Annotated in this window: 14 protein-coding genes; 9 read left to right on the top strand and 5 right to left on the bottom strand. The window is 62.9% G+C overall.

Annotated elements, in window-relative coordinates; all coding sequences use genetic code 11:
- Positions 1–334: 334 nt before the first annotated feature.
- The 3 genes from NKI01_RS30865 to NKI01_RS21770 form a co-directional block, all read right to left on the bottom strand.
- The gene (locus tag NKI01_RS30865; RefSeq protein WP_502899453.1) at positions 335–2,869 is read right to left on the bottom strand and encodes a mechanosensitive ion channel family protein; all 2,535 of its coding nucleotides are present in this window, start codon (positions 2,867–2,869) and stop codon (positions 335–337) included.
- 101 nt (positions 2,870–2,970) lie between these two features.
- Positions 2,971–3,975: a cytochrome d ubiquinol oxidase subunit II gene (locus NKI01_RS21775; protein WP_352481386.1), complete on the bottom strand. Its 1,005-nt coding sequence runs from the start codon at positions 3,973–3,975 to the stop codon at positions 2,971–2,973.
- Positions 3,972–5,345, bottom strand: coding sequence for a cytochrome ubiquinol oxidase subunit I (locus NKI01_RS21770; protein WP_023718884.1), 1,374 nt, complete (start codon positions 5,343–5,345; stop codon positions 3,972–3,974). Before NKI01_RS21770 ends, NKI01_RS21775 begins: the two co-directional genes overlap by 4 nt.
- Positions 5,346–5,608: 263 nt before the next feature.
- Here NKI01_RS21770 and NKI01_RS21765 point away from each other — a divergent pair, with 263 nt between their 5' ends.
- The 4 genes from NKI01_RS21765 to NKI01_RS21750 all read left to right on the top strand — a co-directional run bounded on the left by NKI01_RS21765 (position 5,609) and on the right by NKI01_RS21750 (position 8,617).
- On the top strand, positions 5,609–6,535 hold the full coding sequence (locus tag NKI01_RS21765) for an ABC transporter ATP-binding protein (protein WP_352640363.1): 927 nt from the start codon (positions 5,609–5,611) through the stop codon (positions 6,533–6,535).
- A 14-nt stretch (positions 6,536–6,549) separates the two neighbouring features.
- Entirely contained in the window at positions 6,550–7,311 is a 762-nt protein-coding gene (locus NKI01_RS21760) for an ABC transporter permease (RefSeq protein ID WP_023718882.1), read from the top strand.
- Positions 7,312–7,448: 137 nt separating this feature from the next.
- Positions 7,449–7,940 (top strand): MarR family winged helix-turn-helix transcriptional regulator, encoded by a 492-nt coding sequence (locus NKI01_RS21755; RefSeq protein WP_023718881.1) that lies wholly within the window; start codon positions 7,449–7,451, stop codon positions 7,938–7,940.
- Entirely contained in the window at positions 7,937–8,617 is a 681-nt protein-coding gene (locus NKI01_RS21750; RefSeq protein ID WP_352640364.1) for a GNAT family N-acetyltransferase, read from the top strand. The genes NKI01_RS21755 and NKI01_RS21750 overlap by 4 nt, the downstream gene beginning before the upstream one ends.
- Positions 8,618–8,720: 103 nt before the next feature.
- Here NKI01_RS21750 and NKI01_RS21745 read toward each other — a convergent pair whose 3' ends face one another.
- Entirely contained in the window at positions 8,721–10,712 is a 1,992-nt protein-coding gene (locus NKI01_RS21745) for a PhoX family protein (RefSeq protein ID WP_352481384.1), read from the bottom strand.
- A gap of 203 nt (positions 10,713–10,915) precedes the next feature.
- On the opposite strand from NKI01_RS21745, the gene NKI01_RS21740 reads away from it, so the two are divergent.
- The 4 genes from NKI01_RS21740 to NKI01_RS21725 all read left to right on the top strand — a co-directional run bounded on the left by NKI01_RS21740 (position 10,916) and on the right by NKI01_RS21725 (position 14,452).
- Positions 10,916–11,254: a hypothetical protein gene (locus tag NKI01_RS21740; protein ID WP_023718878.1), complete on the top strand. Its 339-nt coding sequence runs from the start codon at positions 10,916–10,918 to the stop codon at positions 11,252–11,254.
- Positions 11,255–11,268: 14 nt separating this feature from the next.
- Positions 11,269–11,970: a phosphatase PAP2 family protein gene (locus tag NKI01_RS21735; protein ID WP_352481383.1), complete on the top strand. Its 702-nt coding sequence runs from the start codon at positions 11,269–11,271 to the stop codon at positions 11,968–11,970.
- Positions 11,971–12,288: 318 nt separating this feature from the next.
- Positions 12,289–12,558, top strand: a complete 270-nt coding sequence (locus NKI01_RS21730; RefSeq protein WP_023718875.1) for a helix-turn-helix domain-containing protein — start codon at positions 12,289–12,291, stop codon at positions 12,556–12,558.
- 181 nt (positions 12,559–12,739) lie between these two features.
- Positions 12,740–14,452, top strand: a complete 1,713-nt coding sequence (locus tag NKI01_RS21725) for a SulP family inorganic anion transporter (protein ID WP_352964563.1) — start codon at positions 12,740–12,742, stop codon at positions 14,450–14,452.
- A gap of 13 nt (positions 14,453–14,465) precedes the next feature.
- Here NKI01_RS21725 and NKI01_RS21720 read toward each other — a convergent pair whose 3' ends face one another.
- On the bottom strand, positions 14,466–15,326 hold the full coding sequence (locus NKI01_RS21720; RefSeq protein WP_352964561.1) for an NHL repeat-containing protein: 861 nt from the start codon (positions 15,324–15,326) through the stop codon (positions 14,466–14,468).
- Positions 15,327–15,441: 115 nt separating this feature from the next.
- Between NKI01_RS21720 and NKI01_RS21715 the strand changes: the two genes are divergently transcribed.
- Positions 15,442–16,245 (top strand): helix-turn-helix domain-containing protein, encoded by an 804-nt coding sequence (locus tag NKI01_RS21715; RefSeq protein WP_023718872.1) that lies wholly within the window; start codon positions 15,442–15,444, stop codon positions 16,243–16,245.
- The last annotated feature ends 224 nt before the right edge of the window (positions 16,246–16,469 follow it).

The following is a 16,469-nucleotide window of genomic DNA, read 5'->3' as shown; positions in this document are numbered from 1 at the left end:
CTGCGATCATCATCACGATCAGGTCGCCAAGCCGGTGCGTGGCGTTGGGCGCGCGTGGATCAGGCACCGCGCCAAAGTAGCTCTCGAGGCAGGAAATGGCAGTCGCTCCTTCGCTCAACTGCCTCTCCAAAGAATCCTTTCTCAGCCTAAACTCAACCCCAAAATCGCCATATGCGATTCCCCTGCCCGCAAGGGGGAGATCGGCTATCACCTCGACCTTCGCCAAATCTCCAACGTTCAGGACGAGCGGAGCGCTGAAACTGCTAATCTCCCCCCTTGCGGGGGAGATGGCCGGCAGGCCAGAGGGGGGTGCTGTCCCGCCAACGTCTCGAAACTACCTCCCCTTTTTCCAGGGCAGGCTCCAGCGCACTTTCTCCAGCGTCGCCTTTGCCTCGGCCGAGTCCGGGTCGGGCTCTGTCTCACGATAATGCGCCGAGCCCTCAGGCGGGTAGGCAAGTGTGTTGTTGAACGCGAATTTGTCGATCTGGCTGAACTCGGGGAAAGGCAGGTTTTCCGTCTCGCGCCAATCGCTGACCCTTTTCTCCGCGGCGATGCGTTTTTCGTCGTCGATCGCAAGGTCGGTGGCTCTGTATTCCAGTGACGAAGGGAAGGCGAACTGCGCGCCGGCATCATCCATGATGTTGATCATGGACAACAGGATGTCCTCGCGGATGGCTTGGAACTCGGCCACGTCGGCGGTTTTGACGTAGGTGAACACGTCGATGTCGAGCGAATAGGCGCCGAAGCCGGCAAAGCGCACGCGGCATGGCTCGTCGATGACGCGCGGATGGGCGATCAGCAGCTTGCGCAGCTCGGCCAGGACGTAACGCAGCTGATCGGGCGTCGTCTCGTAGCGCAGCTGCAGCGTCGTCGCGAACCGGGTGCGGTCGCGATGCGCGTAGTTCTCGATCTGCATGCCGGCGAAATCCGAATTCGGCACCGAGATTATCGTGCGGTCGAGCGACCGGATGCGTGTCGAGCGCATGCCGATATGCTCGATCGTGCCGGACTGGTCGCCGAACTTGCAGAAGTCGCCGACGCTGACCGGCCGATCGGCATAGAGCGTCAGGCCGGAGAGGAAGTTCTGCAGCGTCGGCTGCGCCGCCAGCGCCACCGCCAGACCGCCGATGCCGAGACCAGCAATGACGCCTTCGTAGGGAATGGCGAGCACTTCGGCCAACAGCAGGAAGGCGACGACCAGCACGGCGACGCGCGCGACGCCGGTGGACAGCGAAATCAGCGTGTCGTGGTAGCCGGGCACTTGCCACAGTCCACGATAGTGTTCGGCGACCTTGCCGATCAGGTGCCAGACCACCGGCACGGCACCGATCACGATCAGGCTCCAGGCGATTGCCTTGACCGGGGCGGCGACCACTTGCGGCAGACCGAGCGGGCGCAGCGTCAACAGCAGGAAGAACCCAAGCACGATCGAACGCACCGCCCATTCGACGATGCGGAAGAAGGCCGAGCTGTCCGTCCTTCGCACAATCAAGGAAATCAGCGCATTGGCGATGAAGCCGAAAACGATGCCGGCCACTGCGGCAAGGCCGAGCATCCACCACTGCCAGTGCTCCATCGGTCCGGCGCGGGTGAGCAGGCCGGGGCTGATCTCGCGGGCGAGGCCACGGGCGATGAAGAACGGGTCGGTGCTGGCGAAGGCAGCGAACTCCGGCGCCACCGGCACGTCTTCCACGTCGGCGTAGAGCGCGCGGATGTGGGCGAGCGTCTCGGGCGTGAACTGCCAGATCTTGCCCTTCTCGGTCTCGACCGGGCCGATGACGATGTTGCCGGCGGGATGCTCGAAATAGATGAAGGGGGTGTTGCTCTTCGGGTCGTCGGGGATCTCCTGCCAGTAGACATAGCCGATGCGGTCGATGACCTTTTTGAGATAGCGCTCGAGCAGGAACGCCTCGTCGCCGCGCACCGCCTGACTGTAGTTGCGCAGGTCGAGCGCCGCCTGTGCCGGATCGCCGGCCTCGGTGAGGCCGCTCAACAGTACCTTGAACGTATCGCGTGGCGAGGCGAGCCTGCTCGGATCGTCGACCATGTCGACGGCTTCGCCACGCGCTTCCTGGAATTCGGCGAGCTTGGCCTGAAGCTGGCCAAGTGGCGGCCCGACGATAGACCACTCGCCATTCTTGCGGCGAAAGGTGAGATCGAAGGAAACCCTGGTGCCATATTGCGGGAGCGTCGCCGTCACCTCGTCGCCGGCAATCGTATCATGCGGCAGGCTCCACAGGCGGAACGTCGCGTTGTCGATGACGGTGAACAGGAGCTTGGTGTAATCGGGCATGTTGAGGCCGCCGCGGTCGGCCTCGGTGACGTCGACGAGGCCCGCTGCCAGACCGGCAAGACCCATGCCGCCGCCGGTCGCGCGCGGCACGTTGTCGGCGCCGCTCTCGTTCATCGTCTGCAGGAACGAGCGCATGGTGCTCATCGGGCTCGACTGGTCGACACGGACGTCCTCGACGGCGCTGACGCGCACGCCTGTCCACCATTCGGCGGTGGCGACATCGAAACGGCCCATGAAGCTTTCGCCGTCAGGCGACTGGACGAAGGTGAAGGCGCCCTGGCGGTCGCCTTCGAACCAGTGGCCGACAAGCTTGTCGCCTTCGGCCTTCGCCTCGATACGGCCGCTGTAAAGGGGGTAGACGCCCTTTACGTCGGCGCCGGTCTGCTCGAACTTGATCTGGGCGCCGCCGCCGCGCCATTTCGTGTCCCACACGCCGGTCCAGCTGGCCGCGTCCTGCGCATGCGCCTGCGGCATGGCCGGCAGCAGGCCTGCAAGCGCGAGTGCGCCGACCAGCGCGACCGTCCGGATCAGCATCAGCAACAGCCGATCCTGTCTCGCCGCAAAAAAGGGGGTCATTCTGTTGCCCTTCTTCTGCCGGCGATTCTGCTGGGCCGGCCAGAGAAGGTTATTCCGCTTGAAGATGAATATTCTGTTTCGGCCGGCGCCGGCGAAGCCGGTCAGTCATAGGTCAGATCCGTCGCCTTGCCGCCGAACACGCGGTAGGCAAAGAACGAATAGAAGATGATGATCGGCAGCACGACGACTGTCCCGACCAGGATGACGGCCAGGCTTTCGGGTGCCGAAGCAGCCTGCCAGATGGTCAGCCGATCGGGCACGACGAAGGGGTAGAACGACCAGGCGAGCCCGGCAAAGCCAAGCGTGAAGATCGCGGCCAATGTCAGGAACGGGAGCAGCGCGTGGCGATCGTCGGGCTTCGGCAGATGAAAGGTCTGGCGCCACAGCCACAGGAACAGCACTGCCGACAGGATCGGCAACGGCGACAAATAGAGCATGGCCGGCCAGACGAACCATTTGTCGAAGATGCGCGCGCTGGCAAAGGGCGTGGCCAGTGATACTGCAACCATGCCGAGCGCGGTCAGCACCAGTGCCGTGCGCAGCCACAGCACCGCTTTCTTCTGCAAGTCGCCTTCCGTCTTGTAGATGACCCAGGCCGCGCCCATCGCCGCGTAGGCGGCGGCAAGGCAGAGCGCCACCAGCGCCCCGAAAGCCATGCCGCCAGGGCCGACGTCGAGGCCGAGCACATAGACGCCGAGCATATAGCCCTGCGCCAGCGACGCGATGACCGAACCGAGGAAGAAGATGCGGTTCCAGCGGTGCTTCCTGCCGGCCGGCACTTTGGCGCGGAAATCGAAGGCGACGCCGCGCAGGATCAAGCCGACCAGCAGCACGAAAACCGGAATGTAGAGCGCGGTCAGGATGGTGCCGTGCGCCAATGGGAAGGCGACCAGCAGCAGGCCGACCGCCAGCACCAGCCAGGTCTCGTTGGCGTCCCAGAACGGGCCGATGGCGGCGATCATCGTATCCTGTTCGGTGTCTTCGGCTGCGGCGAACAGGATGCCGATGCCGAGATCGAAGCCGTCGAGGATGACGTAGATCAGGATGGCTAGGCCCATCAGGCCGGCGAAGATCAGAGGCAACAGGGTCGGCCAGTCGAAGCTCATGATGTTTCTCCCGGTTGCGCAACCGGCTGCGACAGCGGCCTGTTCATGACGCCCGGCAGCGGCGAGGTGTCACCATCCTTCGCCGCCTTCAATGCCAGATGCACCAACACGCCGAGATAGGCGATCAGCAGCAGCACGTAGAGGATGAGATAGACCGCGAGCGACAGCGCGACATGGCTGCCGGCGACCGGGCCGACAGCATCGGCGGTACGCAGCACGCCGGTGACCAGCCAGGGCTGGCGGCCGATCTCGGTGGTGTACCAGCCGGCCAGCGTCGCCAGCCAGCCGGACAGTGCCATCGGCACCATGACCAGCGCCAGCGGCTTAGGCAGGCTGTGGCGACGCTTGAGGAAGAAGGCCGCCGACCAGGAGACGACGAGCATCAACAGGCCGGTGCCGACCATGATGCGAAAGCCCCAGAACACCGGAAACACCGGAGGATGGTTGCCGGCATAATCGTTCAGCCCCGGTACGATGCCGCCGGCGCTGTGCCTGAGGATGAGGCTGGCGCCGTCGGGAATGGTGAGCTCGAACCTGTTCTCCTTGGCCGCTTCGTCGGGAAGCGCAAACAGCACCAGCGGCACGTTGGGACCGGTGTTCCAGTTGGCCTCCATGGCGGCGATCTTCTGCGGCTGATGTTCAAGCGTGTTGAGGCCGTGCTGGTCGCCGGCAAAGATCTGGATCGGGATCAGGATCGCGGCGGCGAAGACACCGGTGCGCAGCGCCTTCCACATCGATTCCGAGCGATCGCCGTAGAGATAGCGCAGCGCCGACAGGCCAGCGATCAGGAACGAGACGGTCAGCCCCGAAGCAAGCAGCATATGAACGAGCCGGTAGGGCATGGACGGATTGAAGACAACGGCCCACCAGTCGGTGGCGTGCGCAACACCATCGCGAATTTCGAAGCCGGCCGGCGTCTGCATCCACGAATTGAGGGCGATGATCCAGAAGGCGGACAGAGTGGTGCCGCCGGCTACCAGCACCGTCGCCAGCGTGTGGACGCGGTTTGAGACGCGGCGGAAGCCGAACAGCATGATGCCGAGGAACGCCGCCTCGAGGAAAAAGGCCGTCAGGATCTCGTAAGCCAGCAGCGGGCCGGCGATGTTGCCGACCGTCTCCATATAGCCCGGCCAGTTGGTGCCGAACTGAAAACTCATGGTGACGCCGGAAACCACGCCCATGGCGAAGGACAGCGCGAATACCTTAACCCAGGTGAAATAAGCGCGCATCCAGGCGGAGTCGCCTGTCGCGTTGTAGCGGAGCTTGAAGAACAGCAGCACCCAGCCGAGCGCGATGGTGATCGCCGGGAACAGGATGTGGAACGAGATGTTCGCGCCGAACTGTATGCGCGACAGGATGAGCGGGTCCATGGCGGCTCCAGCTGCTGCTTGTTTGTACAAGGATAGGCTTCATGCGCCGGGCGGTCAAAGCGGCGTCCCGCCGCGAGGCGGAACGCCGCAGTGCCGGTTAATCTGCTTTTGCGTGGAATTTTGCTGGACGACCAGGCGGGTGTTGCCTATTCCGGCGAACCTCGATGTCCAGAACTGTCAGGAGCGCCATTGACATCCGGATTTGCGCACCGACATTCAGCGGATTAAATCAACAACTCTGTTTCAAGCAGCCGTTTTCAGCCATGCAGCCGATCATCTCGATTTCCGGGGTCACGAAGACCTACGCCACCGGCTTCAAGGCGTTGAAGGAGATCAATCTCGATATCGTGCGCGGCGAGATATTTGCGCTGCTGGGGCCGAACGGCGCCGGCAAGACGACGCTGATCTCGATCGTCTGCGGCATCGTCAACCGCTCGTCGGGCACCGTCACGGTCGACGGCCATGACATCAACCGCGACTACCGCGCTGCGCGCGGCCTGATCGGGCTGGTGCCGCAGGAACTGACCATCGATGCCTTCGAGAGCGTGTGGGCGACGGTCAATTACAGCCGCGGCCTGTTCGGCAAGCCGGCGGACAAGGCGTTCGTCGAAAAAGTGCTGCGCGACCTGTCGCTCTGGGACAAGAAGGACGCCAAGGCGATCACGCTGTCCGGCGGCATGAAACGCCGGCTGATGATCGCCAAGGCGTTGTCGCACGAGCCGCGAATCCTGTTCCTCGACGAACCGACCGCCGGCGTCGATGTCGAGCTGCGCCAGGACATGTGGGCGATGGTGCGCCGGCTGCGCGAAGACGGCGTCACCATCATCCTGACCACGCACTACATCGAAGAAGCCGAGGCGATGGCCGATCGCGTCGGCGTCATCAACCGCGGCGAGATCGTGCTGGTCGAGGACAAGGCCGAGCTGATGCGCAAGCTTGGCCGCAAACGGCTTGTGCTGGAACTGCGCAGCCCGTTGGCCACCGTTCCCGATGTTTTTTCGCACTACGCGCTGGAGCTTTCGCCCGATGGCGGGCAGCTGACCTATACCTATGACAACCAGAGCGAACGGCCGGGCGTCGCCTCGCTGATCCGCGAGCTCGAGGCGGCCGGCATCCAGTTCCGCGACATCGATACGGAAAACAGCTCGCTCGAGGAGATCTTCGTCAATCTGGTGAGGAAACAGGCATGAACCCGCGCGCGGCCATGAACCTTCATGCGGTATGGGCGATTTATCGGGTGGAGATGGCGCGCGCCCTTCGCACTGTGCTGCAGAGCATCGTTTCGCCGGTCATTTCGACGTCGCTCTATTTCGTCGTCTTCGGCTCGGCCATCGGCTCGCGCATCACCGAGATCGACGGCATCAGCTACGGCGCCTTCATCGTGCCGGGGCTGATCATGCTGTCGCTGCTGACGCAGTCGATCTCCAACGCCTCCTTCGCCATCTACTTTCCGAAATTCGTCGGCTCGATCTACGAATTGCTGTCGGCGCCGGTGTCCTATCTGGAGATCGTCATCGCCTATGTCGGAGGTGCGGCGACAAAGTCGATCGTGCTTGGCCTGATCATTTTGGCGACGGCCTCGCTGTTCGTGCCGCTGACGATCGAGCATCCGTTCTGGATGCTCGCTTTCCTGGTGCTGACGGCCGTGACCTTCAGCCTGTTCGGCTTCATCATCGGCATCTGGGCAAGAAGCTTCGAGCAACTGCAGCTGGTGCCGCTGCTGATCATCACACCGCTGACCTTCCTCGGCGGCAGCTTCTATTCGATCAACATGCTGCCCGGCATCTGGCGCACGGTGACGCTGTTCAACCCGGTGGTCTACCTGGTTAGCGGCTTCCGCTGGAGCTTCTACGGCAAATCCGACGTTTCGGTCGGCGTCAGCCTCGGCATGACGGTGGTCTTCCTGCTTGTCTGCATAGCGATCGTCGCCTGGATCTTCAGAACCGGCTACCGGCTGCGCAACTGATCGATTGGCCTTGCCAAGCAAAGCAGCCTTATCGATCAACGGAAACAGCACTGAGTGCAGCCCCTGCAACGATAGCCCCTTGACCTTCATGTTTTGTTATATATCATGTTATGATTTATCGCGAGGCGGATTGGCCTATGGAAGACGTCATACGATCGCTTGGCTTCCTGTGCCTGGGCAGCAGGATGAAGCGTATAGGCGAGCAACTGCAAGCGGAGGCGCAGCGCCTTCTCGACCGGCTGGATGTTCCGGTTCAGGCGAGCCAGTACCCACTGCTGGCCGCGCTCGACAGGCTAGGCCCCCTGCCTGTCGGGGAACTGGCGCAATCCCTTGGCATCGCGCAGCCAGGCGTAACGCGAAGCGTCTCGCTTCTCGCCGAGTTGGGATTGCTCGAGGTCAGTCCGTCGATCGATGACCAGCGGCGCAGGATCGTCTCCCTCACCAGGGACGGCCGGCGGCTGGTCGATGTCGCAAAGCGCGAGGTCTGGCCGCGCATCGAGAACGCCGTCGCGGATCTGTGCGCGGATCTTTCGGGGCCGCTTCTCGATCAGTTGGCCGCCATCGAGGACGGCCTCGCCGCGGCTCCTCTCGACCGTCGTGCACCAAAACCGAGAGATGCCGTGCAATGAAACACCTGCTTGACCGCCCGATCTGGAGCGCGCTTCAGACGCGACATCAGGCCTTCGCGCAAGGTGGCAACCTCGCCAGGCGACATCGGCCGTCGATTGTTCCTTTCGCCGCCACTGGCGCGGACGACGCGGAAAGCCTGCGGGCGCTCGAAAAGCTTGTCTCCCCGGGCGAGAGTGTGATCCTGCTTCAAGCGGACGCCATTGCTCTGCCCACGGGGCTTTCCGCGACTTCGACCGCGGCCGGGGTTCAGATGATTGCCGAGCAGCCATTGCAGATCGTGTCCGACGGGCGCGTGCAACGTCTGACGCGAGACGACGCCGCTGAGATGCTGGCTCTGGCGTTGGTCACCAAGCCTGGCCCATTCACGCTCGAAGCCTTGAGCCTGGGCGATTTTTGGGGTGTGAAAATCGAGGGCAGACTTGCAGCAATGGCCGGCGAGCGCATGAAGCAACCTGGCTATACCGAACTCAGCGGAGTGTGCTCACATCCGAAATTTCGCGGCGGTGGCCTGGGCAAGCTGTTGTCCATATTCGTGGCAAACCGGATAGTGGCGCGCGACGAAATTCCCTATCTCCACGCTTATGCCAGCAACGCCACGGCCATTAGACTTTACGAGTCCATTGGCTTCAGGTTGCGAAGCACAATGAATGTGGCCGTGGTTCAGCGCACCGAATGATTCGTCGGCGCATAATGCGTAGCATGGATGCATCCCGCATCGGGAAAGGAAGGATTTCGTATCGCCGAAATCCTTCCTTGAGACTGCAAGACCTTGCTGCGTGTCAGACCGCGATCTTGCCACCACCTTGCCTGGTGATGGCAACGACCGCCGGCCGCACCGGCATGTCCGGCTTGAAGTCGGGCCAGCGGGTCGACAAATCCTCATAGTAGGACGGACGGCCGAAAGCCTCCCAGTCCTCGCCACCGTCGCCTGGATGCTGGACGGCAACGAAAGCGGTCTGGTCGTCCGGCGCAAACAGGGGACCACACATTTCGGCGCCGATCGGCACGCGGAAGAACAGTTTTGAGGTCGCCCGCGCCGGCCCTTCCGTATCGACCGCCCACAGACCGTCGGTGCGGCCAGTGGCCTTCGGACCCTGACCGTCGGTGGCGACCCAGAGGCGGCCGGTCGAATCAACCGCGCAATTGTCCGGCATGCCGAACCAGCCATTGGCCGTGGTTGCGGTCGAGAAGGTGGCGCCGACTGCCGCAACCGAGGGATCACCGCATTTCAAGAGCACCTCCCACTTGCCCTTGGTGGCGGCAAAATCGCCACCGTCCTCGACGATCTCGATGATGTGGCCAAAGGCATTTTCGGCACGCGGGTTGGCGGCGTCGACCTGATCGGCCTTGCGCTTCGAATTGTTGGTCAGCATGACATAGACCTTGCCGTTGGCGGCATTGGGCTGGATGTCTTCAGGGCGGTCCATCTTGGTGGCGCCGAGCAGGTCGGCGGCGCGGCGCGTCTCGATCAGCACGTCGGCCTGGCTGGCAAAGCCGTTCTCCGCCGTCAGCGGCCCTTGGCCGAAGACGATCGGCAGCCATTCGACCGAACCGTCGTCGGCAAACTTGGCGACATGCAAGGTGCCGTCGTCGAGCAAATCCATATTGGCGGCGCGGTCGTCCGGATTGAACTTGCCTGTGGTGACGAACTTATAGACATAGTCGAAGCGCTCGTCGTCGCCGAGGTAGAAGACGACACGGCCATCCTTGGCGACGATCGATTCGGCGCCCTCATGCTTGAAGCGGCCCATTGCGGTGCGCTTCTTCGGCACCGAAGTCGGATCCTGGACGTCGACCTCGACGATCCAGCCAAAGCGGTTCGGCTCGTTCGGCTCTTTGCCGATGTCGAAACGGTCGTAATGCGCTGCCCATTCATAAGCACCTTCGGGAATGCCGAGCCGCTTGTAATTGGCCGCTTCCTTGTGGCCTTGCGGCAGCTCGCCCGAGAAATAGCCGTGGATGTTCTCCTCGGCCATGACATAGGTGCCCCACGGCGTGACGCCGCCGGCACAATTGTTGACGGTGCCGACAACTTTCGTGCCGGTCGGGTCGGCGCTGGTCTTGACGCGGTCGTGGCCGGCGACGGGGCCGGACAGCGCGATCTCGGTGTTGGAGGTGATGCGGCGGTTGAGCTTGCCGTCGCGAACGACCTGCCATTTGCCGGCTTCCTTGCGGATCTCGACAATGGTGCCGCCATGCGCGGCCATCTCGACGTCGACTTGTTCCTTGCTGAGAGGCGCCTGCTTGGCTTTGCCATCGACGATGGTGACGAGGCCCGGAAACATCAGGTGCGGATTGGTGTATTCGTGGTTGACCACCAGCAGGCCGTGCTCGGCCGAGCCGTCGATCGGGATATAACCGACATAGTCATTGTTGTAGCCGAATTGTCTGGCCTGGGCTTCCGCCGACTGTTTTGTCGGATCGAATTCCGGCGAATCGGCGAACAGCGGATCGCCCCAGCGCAGCAGCACGTCGGCGTCATAACCGGGTGCAACGTGATGCTTGTCGTCGATGCCGGCCTCGAGCTCGTCGAAAGCGAAGGCGGAGCCTTCGGCGGCGCGGGCGTTGTCGGCGGTGATCAGCGCCAGCGGGCTGACGGTAGCGGCTATGGCCGAGACGGCAAGCGAGCCCTTGAGGAAGCCGCGGCGCGAGAACCGCGCGGCGATGATCTCACCCATGGTGCGGTTGTCGCTGGGATTGGCTCCTGGCCCATCGTTTTCCTCGAGCAGGCTGGTGCGGAAATGGGCGTCAGGGGTGCGATGTTCGGTCATAGGGGCCTGCCTCTGGCTGGATAGATTGCTGGAGCGTGTTGCCTGGCCAATCCGGTATCGCCGGCAGGTCACAGTTTGATGACATGCCGGCTAATTGCCATCTGCGATTTCGTGCCCAACATCAGCCCCGCTTGACCGCGACCGGCGCTTCGGAAACAAGAGCTGCGGCAGGCGCGCAAGGACCGCATCGGGAGGAGCAAAAAGTGAGTTTCTGGGGACTTGGGCAGCTCTGCATTTCGACAGTGATCTTCCTGCTTGCGGCGACGGCGGCGAAGCAATGGGGACTGGCGCCGAGCTTTGGCAAGATCGTGCTGACGTTGGCGCTCTATTCGCTCGGCAATCTGATCATGCTGAGGCTGATCCGTGAATTCGGCATGTCGGTGTCGTTCAGCCTGTCAGCGGTGATCCAGCTGGTGTCGGTGAATGTGGTGGCGCTGGTCTTCTTCGGCGAGCGCGTCAATGCCTTGCAGGCGACCGGCATCGTGCTTGCCATCGCAGCTGTGGCGCTGATCACGCTCGGACCCTATCTGCAAAGGCTGTAACTGCGATCGGGCCGATGAAGAAGACCGCAAGCAGACTGCGCAACTGGCTGGAGTTCCCGGTTCTGCTGGCCGGGCTGATCATTGCCGGCGGGCTGTGGGGGTTCGAGGAGCTAATGGAGATGGCGCGGGCCACTACGCCGCATGCCTTCGATACCGAAATCCTGCTTGCCTTCCGCAAGGCCGGCCAACCCGACAATCCGATCGGACCGGCGTGGCTGGAAGGAGCGATGCGCGACATCACCAGCCTCGGCAGCGCCAGCGTGTTGATGCTGATCACGGCAGCAATGATCGTCTATCTGCTCCTCATCCGCAGGCCAGGCGCGGCGCTTCTCATGTTCATCGCGGTAGCGGGCGGCCAGGTCCTGTCAAGCGTGCTCAAGTTCGATATAGATCGGCCGCGCCCCGATCTGGTCTCGCATCTCGCCGACGTGGCATCACTTTCGTTTCCGAGCGGCCACGCCATGCTGTCGGCGGTGACATATTTGACGCTGGGCAGCATGGCGGCGCGGTTTTTGCCCGGGCGGACAACGAAGATCTATGTGCTCGGTCTGGCGGTGCTGACGACGGTGGTGGTCGGCATCAGCCGCATCTATCTCGGCGTCCACTGGCCCTCCGACGTATTGGCCGGCTGGTGCGCCGGCTTTGCCTGGGCGATGCTGTGCTGGCTTGCGGCCCGGTTCCTGCAGCGATGGCTCGGGCGGGCCGGCGGCACCTGACTCATGTCAGTCGATTTGCGGTCAAATCAGCCTGTTGATCAGGCCATGACCGCAGCCTGCCAGCAGGAAAACCATCGACAGCAAGGCTGTCGAGGTCGCCAACGCATTGAATATCTTCACCTGCTCATCCTTTTTGAGTCGTTGCCTGTGAAATCGGGATCGCAATGGATGTCCCGCCAAACGATGCCGAAATTGTAGCATGCTAGCGCATCGGCTGGCAAAGAGTGCTGCATGTTTCACATATGCAAGATGATGCTTGAACCATCATAATGAAGGTATTACACGTGATATCGCAGACTCAGACGGGGGTTATGGCCGATGATCACTGCCGCGCAGATGCGTGCCGCGAGGGCGCTGGCCGGCATCGATCAGAAGACGCTCGCCGAGCGCGCCGGGGTTTCGCTTCCAACCATTCAGCGCATGGAAGCGAGCGACGGCGTGGTCCGGGGCGTGGTCGATACGCTGATGAAGGTCATCCAGGCCCTTGAAGAGGCCGGGGTCGAGCTGATCGGCGACAACCAGGCGAGCGAGCGTGGCGGCAGGGGCGTTCGCCTCAAGCCTGTCACGCCGCAGAACCCGCAAGGCTGACGGTACTGCCGCATCGCCGAAAATCGAAATCGATTTTCGGATAGTCCAATGCGCGGTTCAAAAGTGTTGGAGCGTACCTGTGCGTCGATTTGGACGCACGCCGCTCCAAGTCGCGACGGCGACCGCCGACAGTCCTGCCGACGATCCCGCCGCCTCCTTGGTTTCATGGGGAAGGCACTCGATGGATCAGACCCGGCGGGCAGTGCATCAACCGGCACGGCCGACATTTTCCGAACTGTTCACGCCGAAGCTGGTGACGGTGCTGCGCGAGGGCTATACGCTCGCGCACTTCAAGGCGGATGCCATCGCCGGGCTGACTGTCGCCATCGTGGCGCTGCCGCTGTCGATGGCAATTGCCATTGCTTCAGGCGTGACGCCGGAGCGCGGGCTCTACACCTCGATCATTGGCGGCTTCCTGGTCTCGGCGCTTGGCGGCAGCCGTTTCCAGATCGGCGGCCCGGCCGGCGCCTTCATTGTGCTGGTGGCTGCGACGGTGGCGCGAGTTGGCGTCGACGGCTTGCTGCTGGCGACGATGATGGCCGGCCTGTTCCTGCTTGCCATCGGCTATCTCGGGCTTGGCACCTACATCAAGTTCATCCCGTATCCGGTGACCGTCGGCTTCACCGCCGGCATCGCCGTCATCATCTTCTCCGGCCAGATCGTCGAACTCTTCGGGCTGAAGCTCGCCGGCAAGGAACCGGGGCCGCTGGTGCCTAAGCTGATGGCCATCGGCGAGGCGGCCGGAACAATCAACCTCGCCGCAACCGCGGTGGCGGCACTGACCATCATCACCATTGCGCTGTTGAAGCGGTTTCGGCCGAAGTGGCCGGCCATGCTGATTGCCATCGGGCTGGCATCACTCGTCGTGGCATTGCTCGCCATGCCGGCCGAAACGATCGGCACGCGCTTCGGCGGCATCCCGCGCAGCCTGCAATGGCCGGCCTTCCCGCCGCTCAGCCTCGACAGGATAATCGACGTGCTGCCGGACGCCATCGCCTTTGCGCTGCTCGGGGCGATCGAATCGCTGCTGTCGGCCGTCGTCGCTGACGGCATGACCGGAAGGCGGCATCGCTCCAATTGCGAGTTGGTGGCGCAGGGCTTCGCCAATATCGCCTCCGCCTTGTTCGGCGGTATCTGCACCACCGGCACCATTGCCCGCACCGCGACCAATGTACGGGCCGGCGCGCATGGACCGGTCTCAGGCATGATGCACTCGGCCATCCTGCTTGCCCTGATGCTGGTGGCGGCACCGCTGGCCAGCTATATCCCGCTTGCAGCACTTGCCGGCGTGCTGGCGGTGGTGTGCTGGAACATGTTCGAGAAACAGGCCTTCGCCACCTTGCTGCGCGCCTCGCGCGGCGATGCGCTGGTACTGATGGCGACGTTCCTGATCGTCATCTTCCGCGACCTGACTGAAGGCATCGTCGTCGGTTTTGCGCTGGGCTCAATCCTGTTCATCGACCGCATGGCCAAGAGCATCGCGGTGGAGGCGGACCATCAATCCTTGGTGCAGGAAGACGTCGCCGACCGCGCCAGCGCTTATGATTCCAGCGAGGCGAGCGATGCCGATACTGTCGTCTACCGGATATCGGGCGGCTTCTTCTTCGGCGCCGCCTCGACCGTCGGCACGGTGCTGGACCGCATCGCCGACCAGCGCAGGAACTTCATCCTCGATTGTTCGGCGGTGCCGTTCTTCGATTCGACGGCGGCCAATGTCATCGAGGGCGCGGCCCACAAGGCCAGCCGCGCCGGCGTTCGCTTCATTATATTAGGCGCTTCACCGCAGATACGCCGCATGCTGATCAACCACGGCGTCAAGCGGCCGCTGGTGACTTATGCCGCCTCGATCACGGATGCGCGGGCGCAGCTGAAGAAAGCCGCGCCCGCCGCCTGAGCCGATGGCTGGCTTAGTCGAGGCCTAATGCCGCGATCTCGCCGTCGTTCATCAGCGGCACGAAGATTGTCGACTTGCCGTCGGTGCCGATGTCGGCGCTGCCCGGCTTGAACGTCGCAACCGCTTGCGGCGTGCCGCCGGCTTTGTAGCTGTAGAGCGTGCCGGTCATATACGCGGTGGCGTAAACGCTGCCGCCGATGGCGACGACGCCATCGAGGTTAGCGAACTTTTCTGCGCCGGGCAGTGACGCAATTGCCTTGGTGGCGAGATCGACCGAGAGCAGGCCGCCCGGCTCCGCGGTGCTGAAATCGGGCTTGATGCCCTTGCCCCAGGAAGCCACGATCAGCCGGCCGCCATCGGCGAAGATGCCATTCGGCGAAGCAAGCGCCGCATCCCTGACGAACAGTTCGGGCCGGTCGCCGTCGATGCGATAGATCGTATCGGCAAGCATATCTGTGACGTAGACCTTGCCGGACGCGTCGGCGGTCACGTCGTTGAGGAAGACCGCGTTCGGCAAGTGGATCGTCGATGTTAGCTTGCCGCTTGCGAGATCGACGACGCGCACATGGGTGAGGTCGGCGACGTAGAGTTTGCCGTCGGCAATCGCCATGCCCTTGGGCGCGTCCATGCCGTCGGTCCAATGTTGCGTAACCATCTTGCCGTCCACAGACAGGACCGACAGGTATCCATTGCCGTCGGCGTCGCCGGGATTGCCAACGATATTGGAGATGATGATGCGTTTGCCGGCGGCATCGAACAGCGCCGATTCCGGTTGCTCAAGCCCGGTAGCGCGCCAGAGTTCGGCCGCCTGAACTGCCGGCGCGGCGGCGATGCCGACCAGAGCGAGAAGTATCGAGGTGAAGAGGCTCTTCATGGCTAGTCTCCTGTAATGGAATGGGGGAGAGCTAGGCTTTTCGATACTTTTCGGGAAGATGTATCGGGACTAGTACCGAAGGCTGATACCAAATCGCGTAAAAGAGGTGCATCCCATGAACGGCCCGATCTTCGAAGCGCTGAAGCGGACGCTTAAGGCCAAGGGCGTGACCTACCGTGTCCTTGCCGAGCGGATGGGCGTTTCCGAGCCGACGGTGAAGCGCATCTTCCATGAGCGCAACTGCAAGCTCGACCGGCTGATCGAGATCTGCGATGCCGCCGGCGTGGAGTTGGAGAACGTGCTCGGCTCGATGAACAGGGGACCGGGACCTGCCAACCGGATCGCGCCGGAGATCGAGCGCAGGCTCGCCGGGCGGCCGGCACTGCTGTTCGTATTCGTCATGCTTTCCGAGAAATTCACGCCAGAAGGCATCATGCGCTCACAAGGGTTGAGCGAGGCTTCGATGTTCCTCTATCTGCGCGACCTCGAGGAACTCGGCCTAGTCGCGCTTGGTGGCGGCCTGTCGGCAAGGCTGCTGGTCGAGGCGCCGATCCAGTGGAATTTCGACGGGCCATTGCGGCCGCTGTTCGAGATGACCAACAAGAATTTCATCGGCTGGGCCATCACCCATCTTGAGCGCGAGGCGACATTCGTCAGCTTCTCCAGGCGGATGCGGCCGGAAACGGCGGAAATGGTCAGGCGCGAGGCGGAGGAATTGGCGGAGCGCGCCAAATTGCTTGCTCATCACGACCAGCACACGACGCCCGAAGACGGGCTGGTCGGCTACAAATGGACGTTTGCGTTCGGCGCAACGCCGTTCCCGGTGATCATGCCGATCGGGCCACATCCGCGCGACGCAGGCGCGCGGACGGACAATCGAGTTGCGGCCGCCGCAAACGGACGACGTCTGCCGGCCTAGGTCAAATCACGGAACGACTGAGGTCGGATTCTTGGGTTTAGGCTGCTGTCCTCCACAGACGCCTTGTAAGCCGCGAACACTAGGCAAGCGGCGCCTATAAATTGGGTGACCGTGCCGATGTGCATGGACATCGGCTTGCGTAGGGTGAGCCTGTGATTATCCAGGCTGCTTTGCAGTCCGGGGCCGGCGTCAGGAGGTGCGCACGGGACACCGGCCAGTAATTT

It is taken from the genome of Mesorhizobium sp. M0815, assembly GCF_040319995.1.
Lineage (GTDB): Bacteria > Pseudomonadota > Alphaproteobacteria > Rhizobiales > Rhizobiaceae > Mesorhizobium.
The sequence above is the reverse complement of the archived record's forward strand: the minus strand, read 5'-3'. Positions and strand labels throughout refer to the sequence as shown.

Bases quoted from the DNA above. Each gene is read 5' to 3' on its own strand.
- NKI01_RS30865 (WP_502899453.1), bottom strand. From the start codon at position 2,869: ATGACCCCCTTTTTTGCGGCGAGACAGGATCGGCTGTTGCTGATGCTG.
- NKI01_RS21775 (WP_352481386.1), bottom strand. From the start codon at position 3,975: ATGAGCTTCGACTGGCCGACCCTGTTGCCTCTGATCTTCGCCGGCCTG.
- NKI01_RS21770 (WP_023718884.1), bottom strand. From the start codon at position 5,345: ATGGACCCGCTCATCCTGTCGCGCATACAGTTCGGCGCGAACATCTCG.
- NKI01_RS21765 (WP_352640363.1), top strand. From the start codon at position 5,609: ATGCAGCCGATCATCTCGATTTCCGGGGTCACGAAGACCTACGCCACC.
- NKI01_RS21760 (WP_023718882.1), top strand. From the start codon at position 6,550: ATGAACCTTCATGCGGTATGGGCGATTTATCGGGTGGAGATGGCGCGC.
- NKI01_RS21755 (WP_023718881.1), top strand. From the start codon at position 7,449: ATGGAAGACGTCATACGATCGCTTGGCTTCCTGTGCCTGGGCAGCAGG.
- NKI01_RS21750 (WP_352640364.1), top strand. From the start codon at position 7,937: ATGAAACACCTGCTTGACCGCCCGATCTGGAGCGCGCTTCAGACGCGA.
- NKI01_RS21745 (WP_352481384.1), bottom strand. From the start codon at position 10,712: ATGACCGAACATCGCACCCCTGACGCCCATTTCCGCACCAGCCTGCTC.
- NKI01_RS21735 (WP_352481383.1), top strand. From the start codon at position 11,269: ATGAAGAAGACCGCAAGCAGACTGCGCAACTGGCTGGAGTTCCCGGTT.
- NKI01_RS21730 (WP_023718875.1), top strand. From the start codon at position 12,289: ATGATCACTGCCGCGCAGATGCGTGCCGCGAGGGCGCTGGCCGGCATC.
- NKI01_RS21725 (WP_352964563.1), top strand. From the start codon at position 12,740: ATGGATCAGACCCGGCGGGCAGTGCATCAACCGGCACGGCCGACATTT.
- NKI01_RS21720 (WP_352964561.1), bottom strand. From the start codon at position 15,326: ATGAAGAGCCTCTTCACCTCGATACTTCTCGCTCTGGTCGGCATCGCC.
- NKI01_RS21715 (WP_023718872.1), top strand. From the start codon at position 15,442: ATGAACGGCCCGATCTTCGAAGCGCTGAAGCGGACGCTTAAGGCCAAG.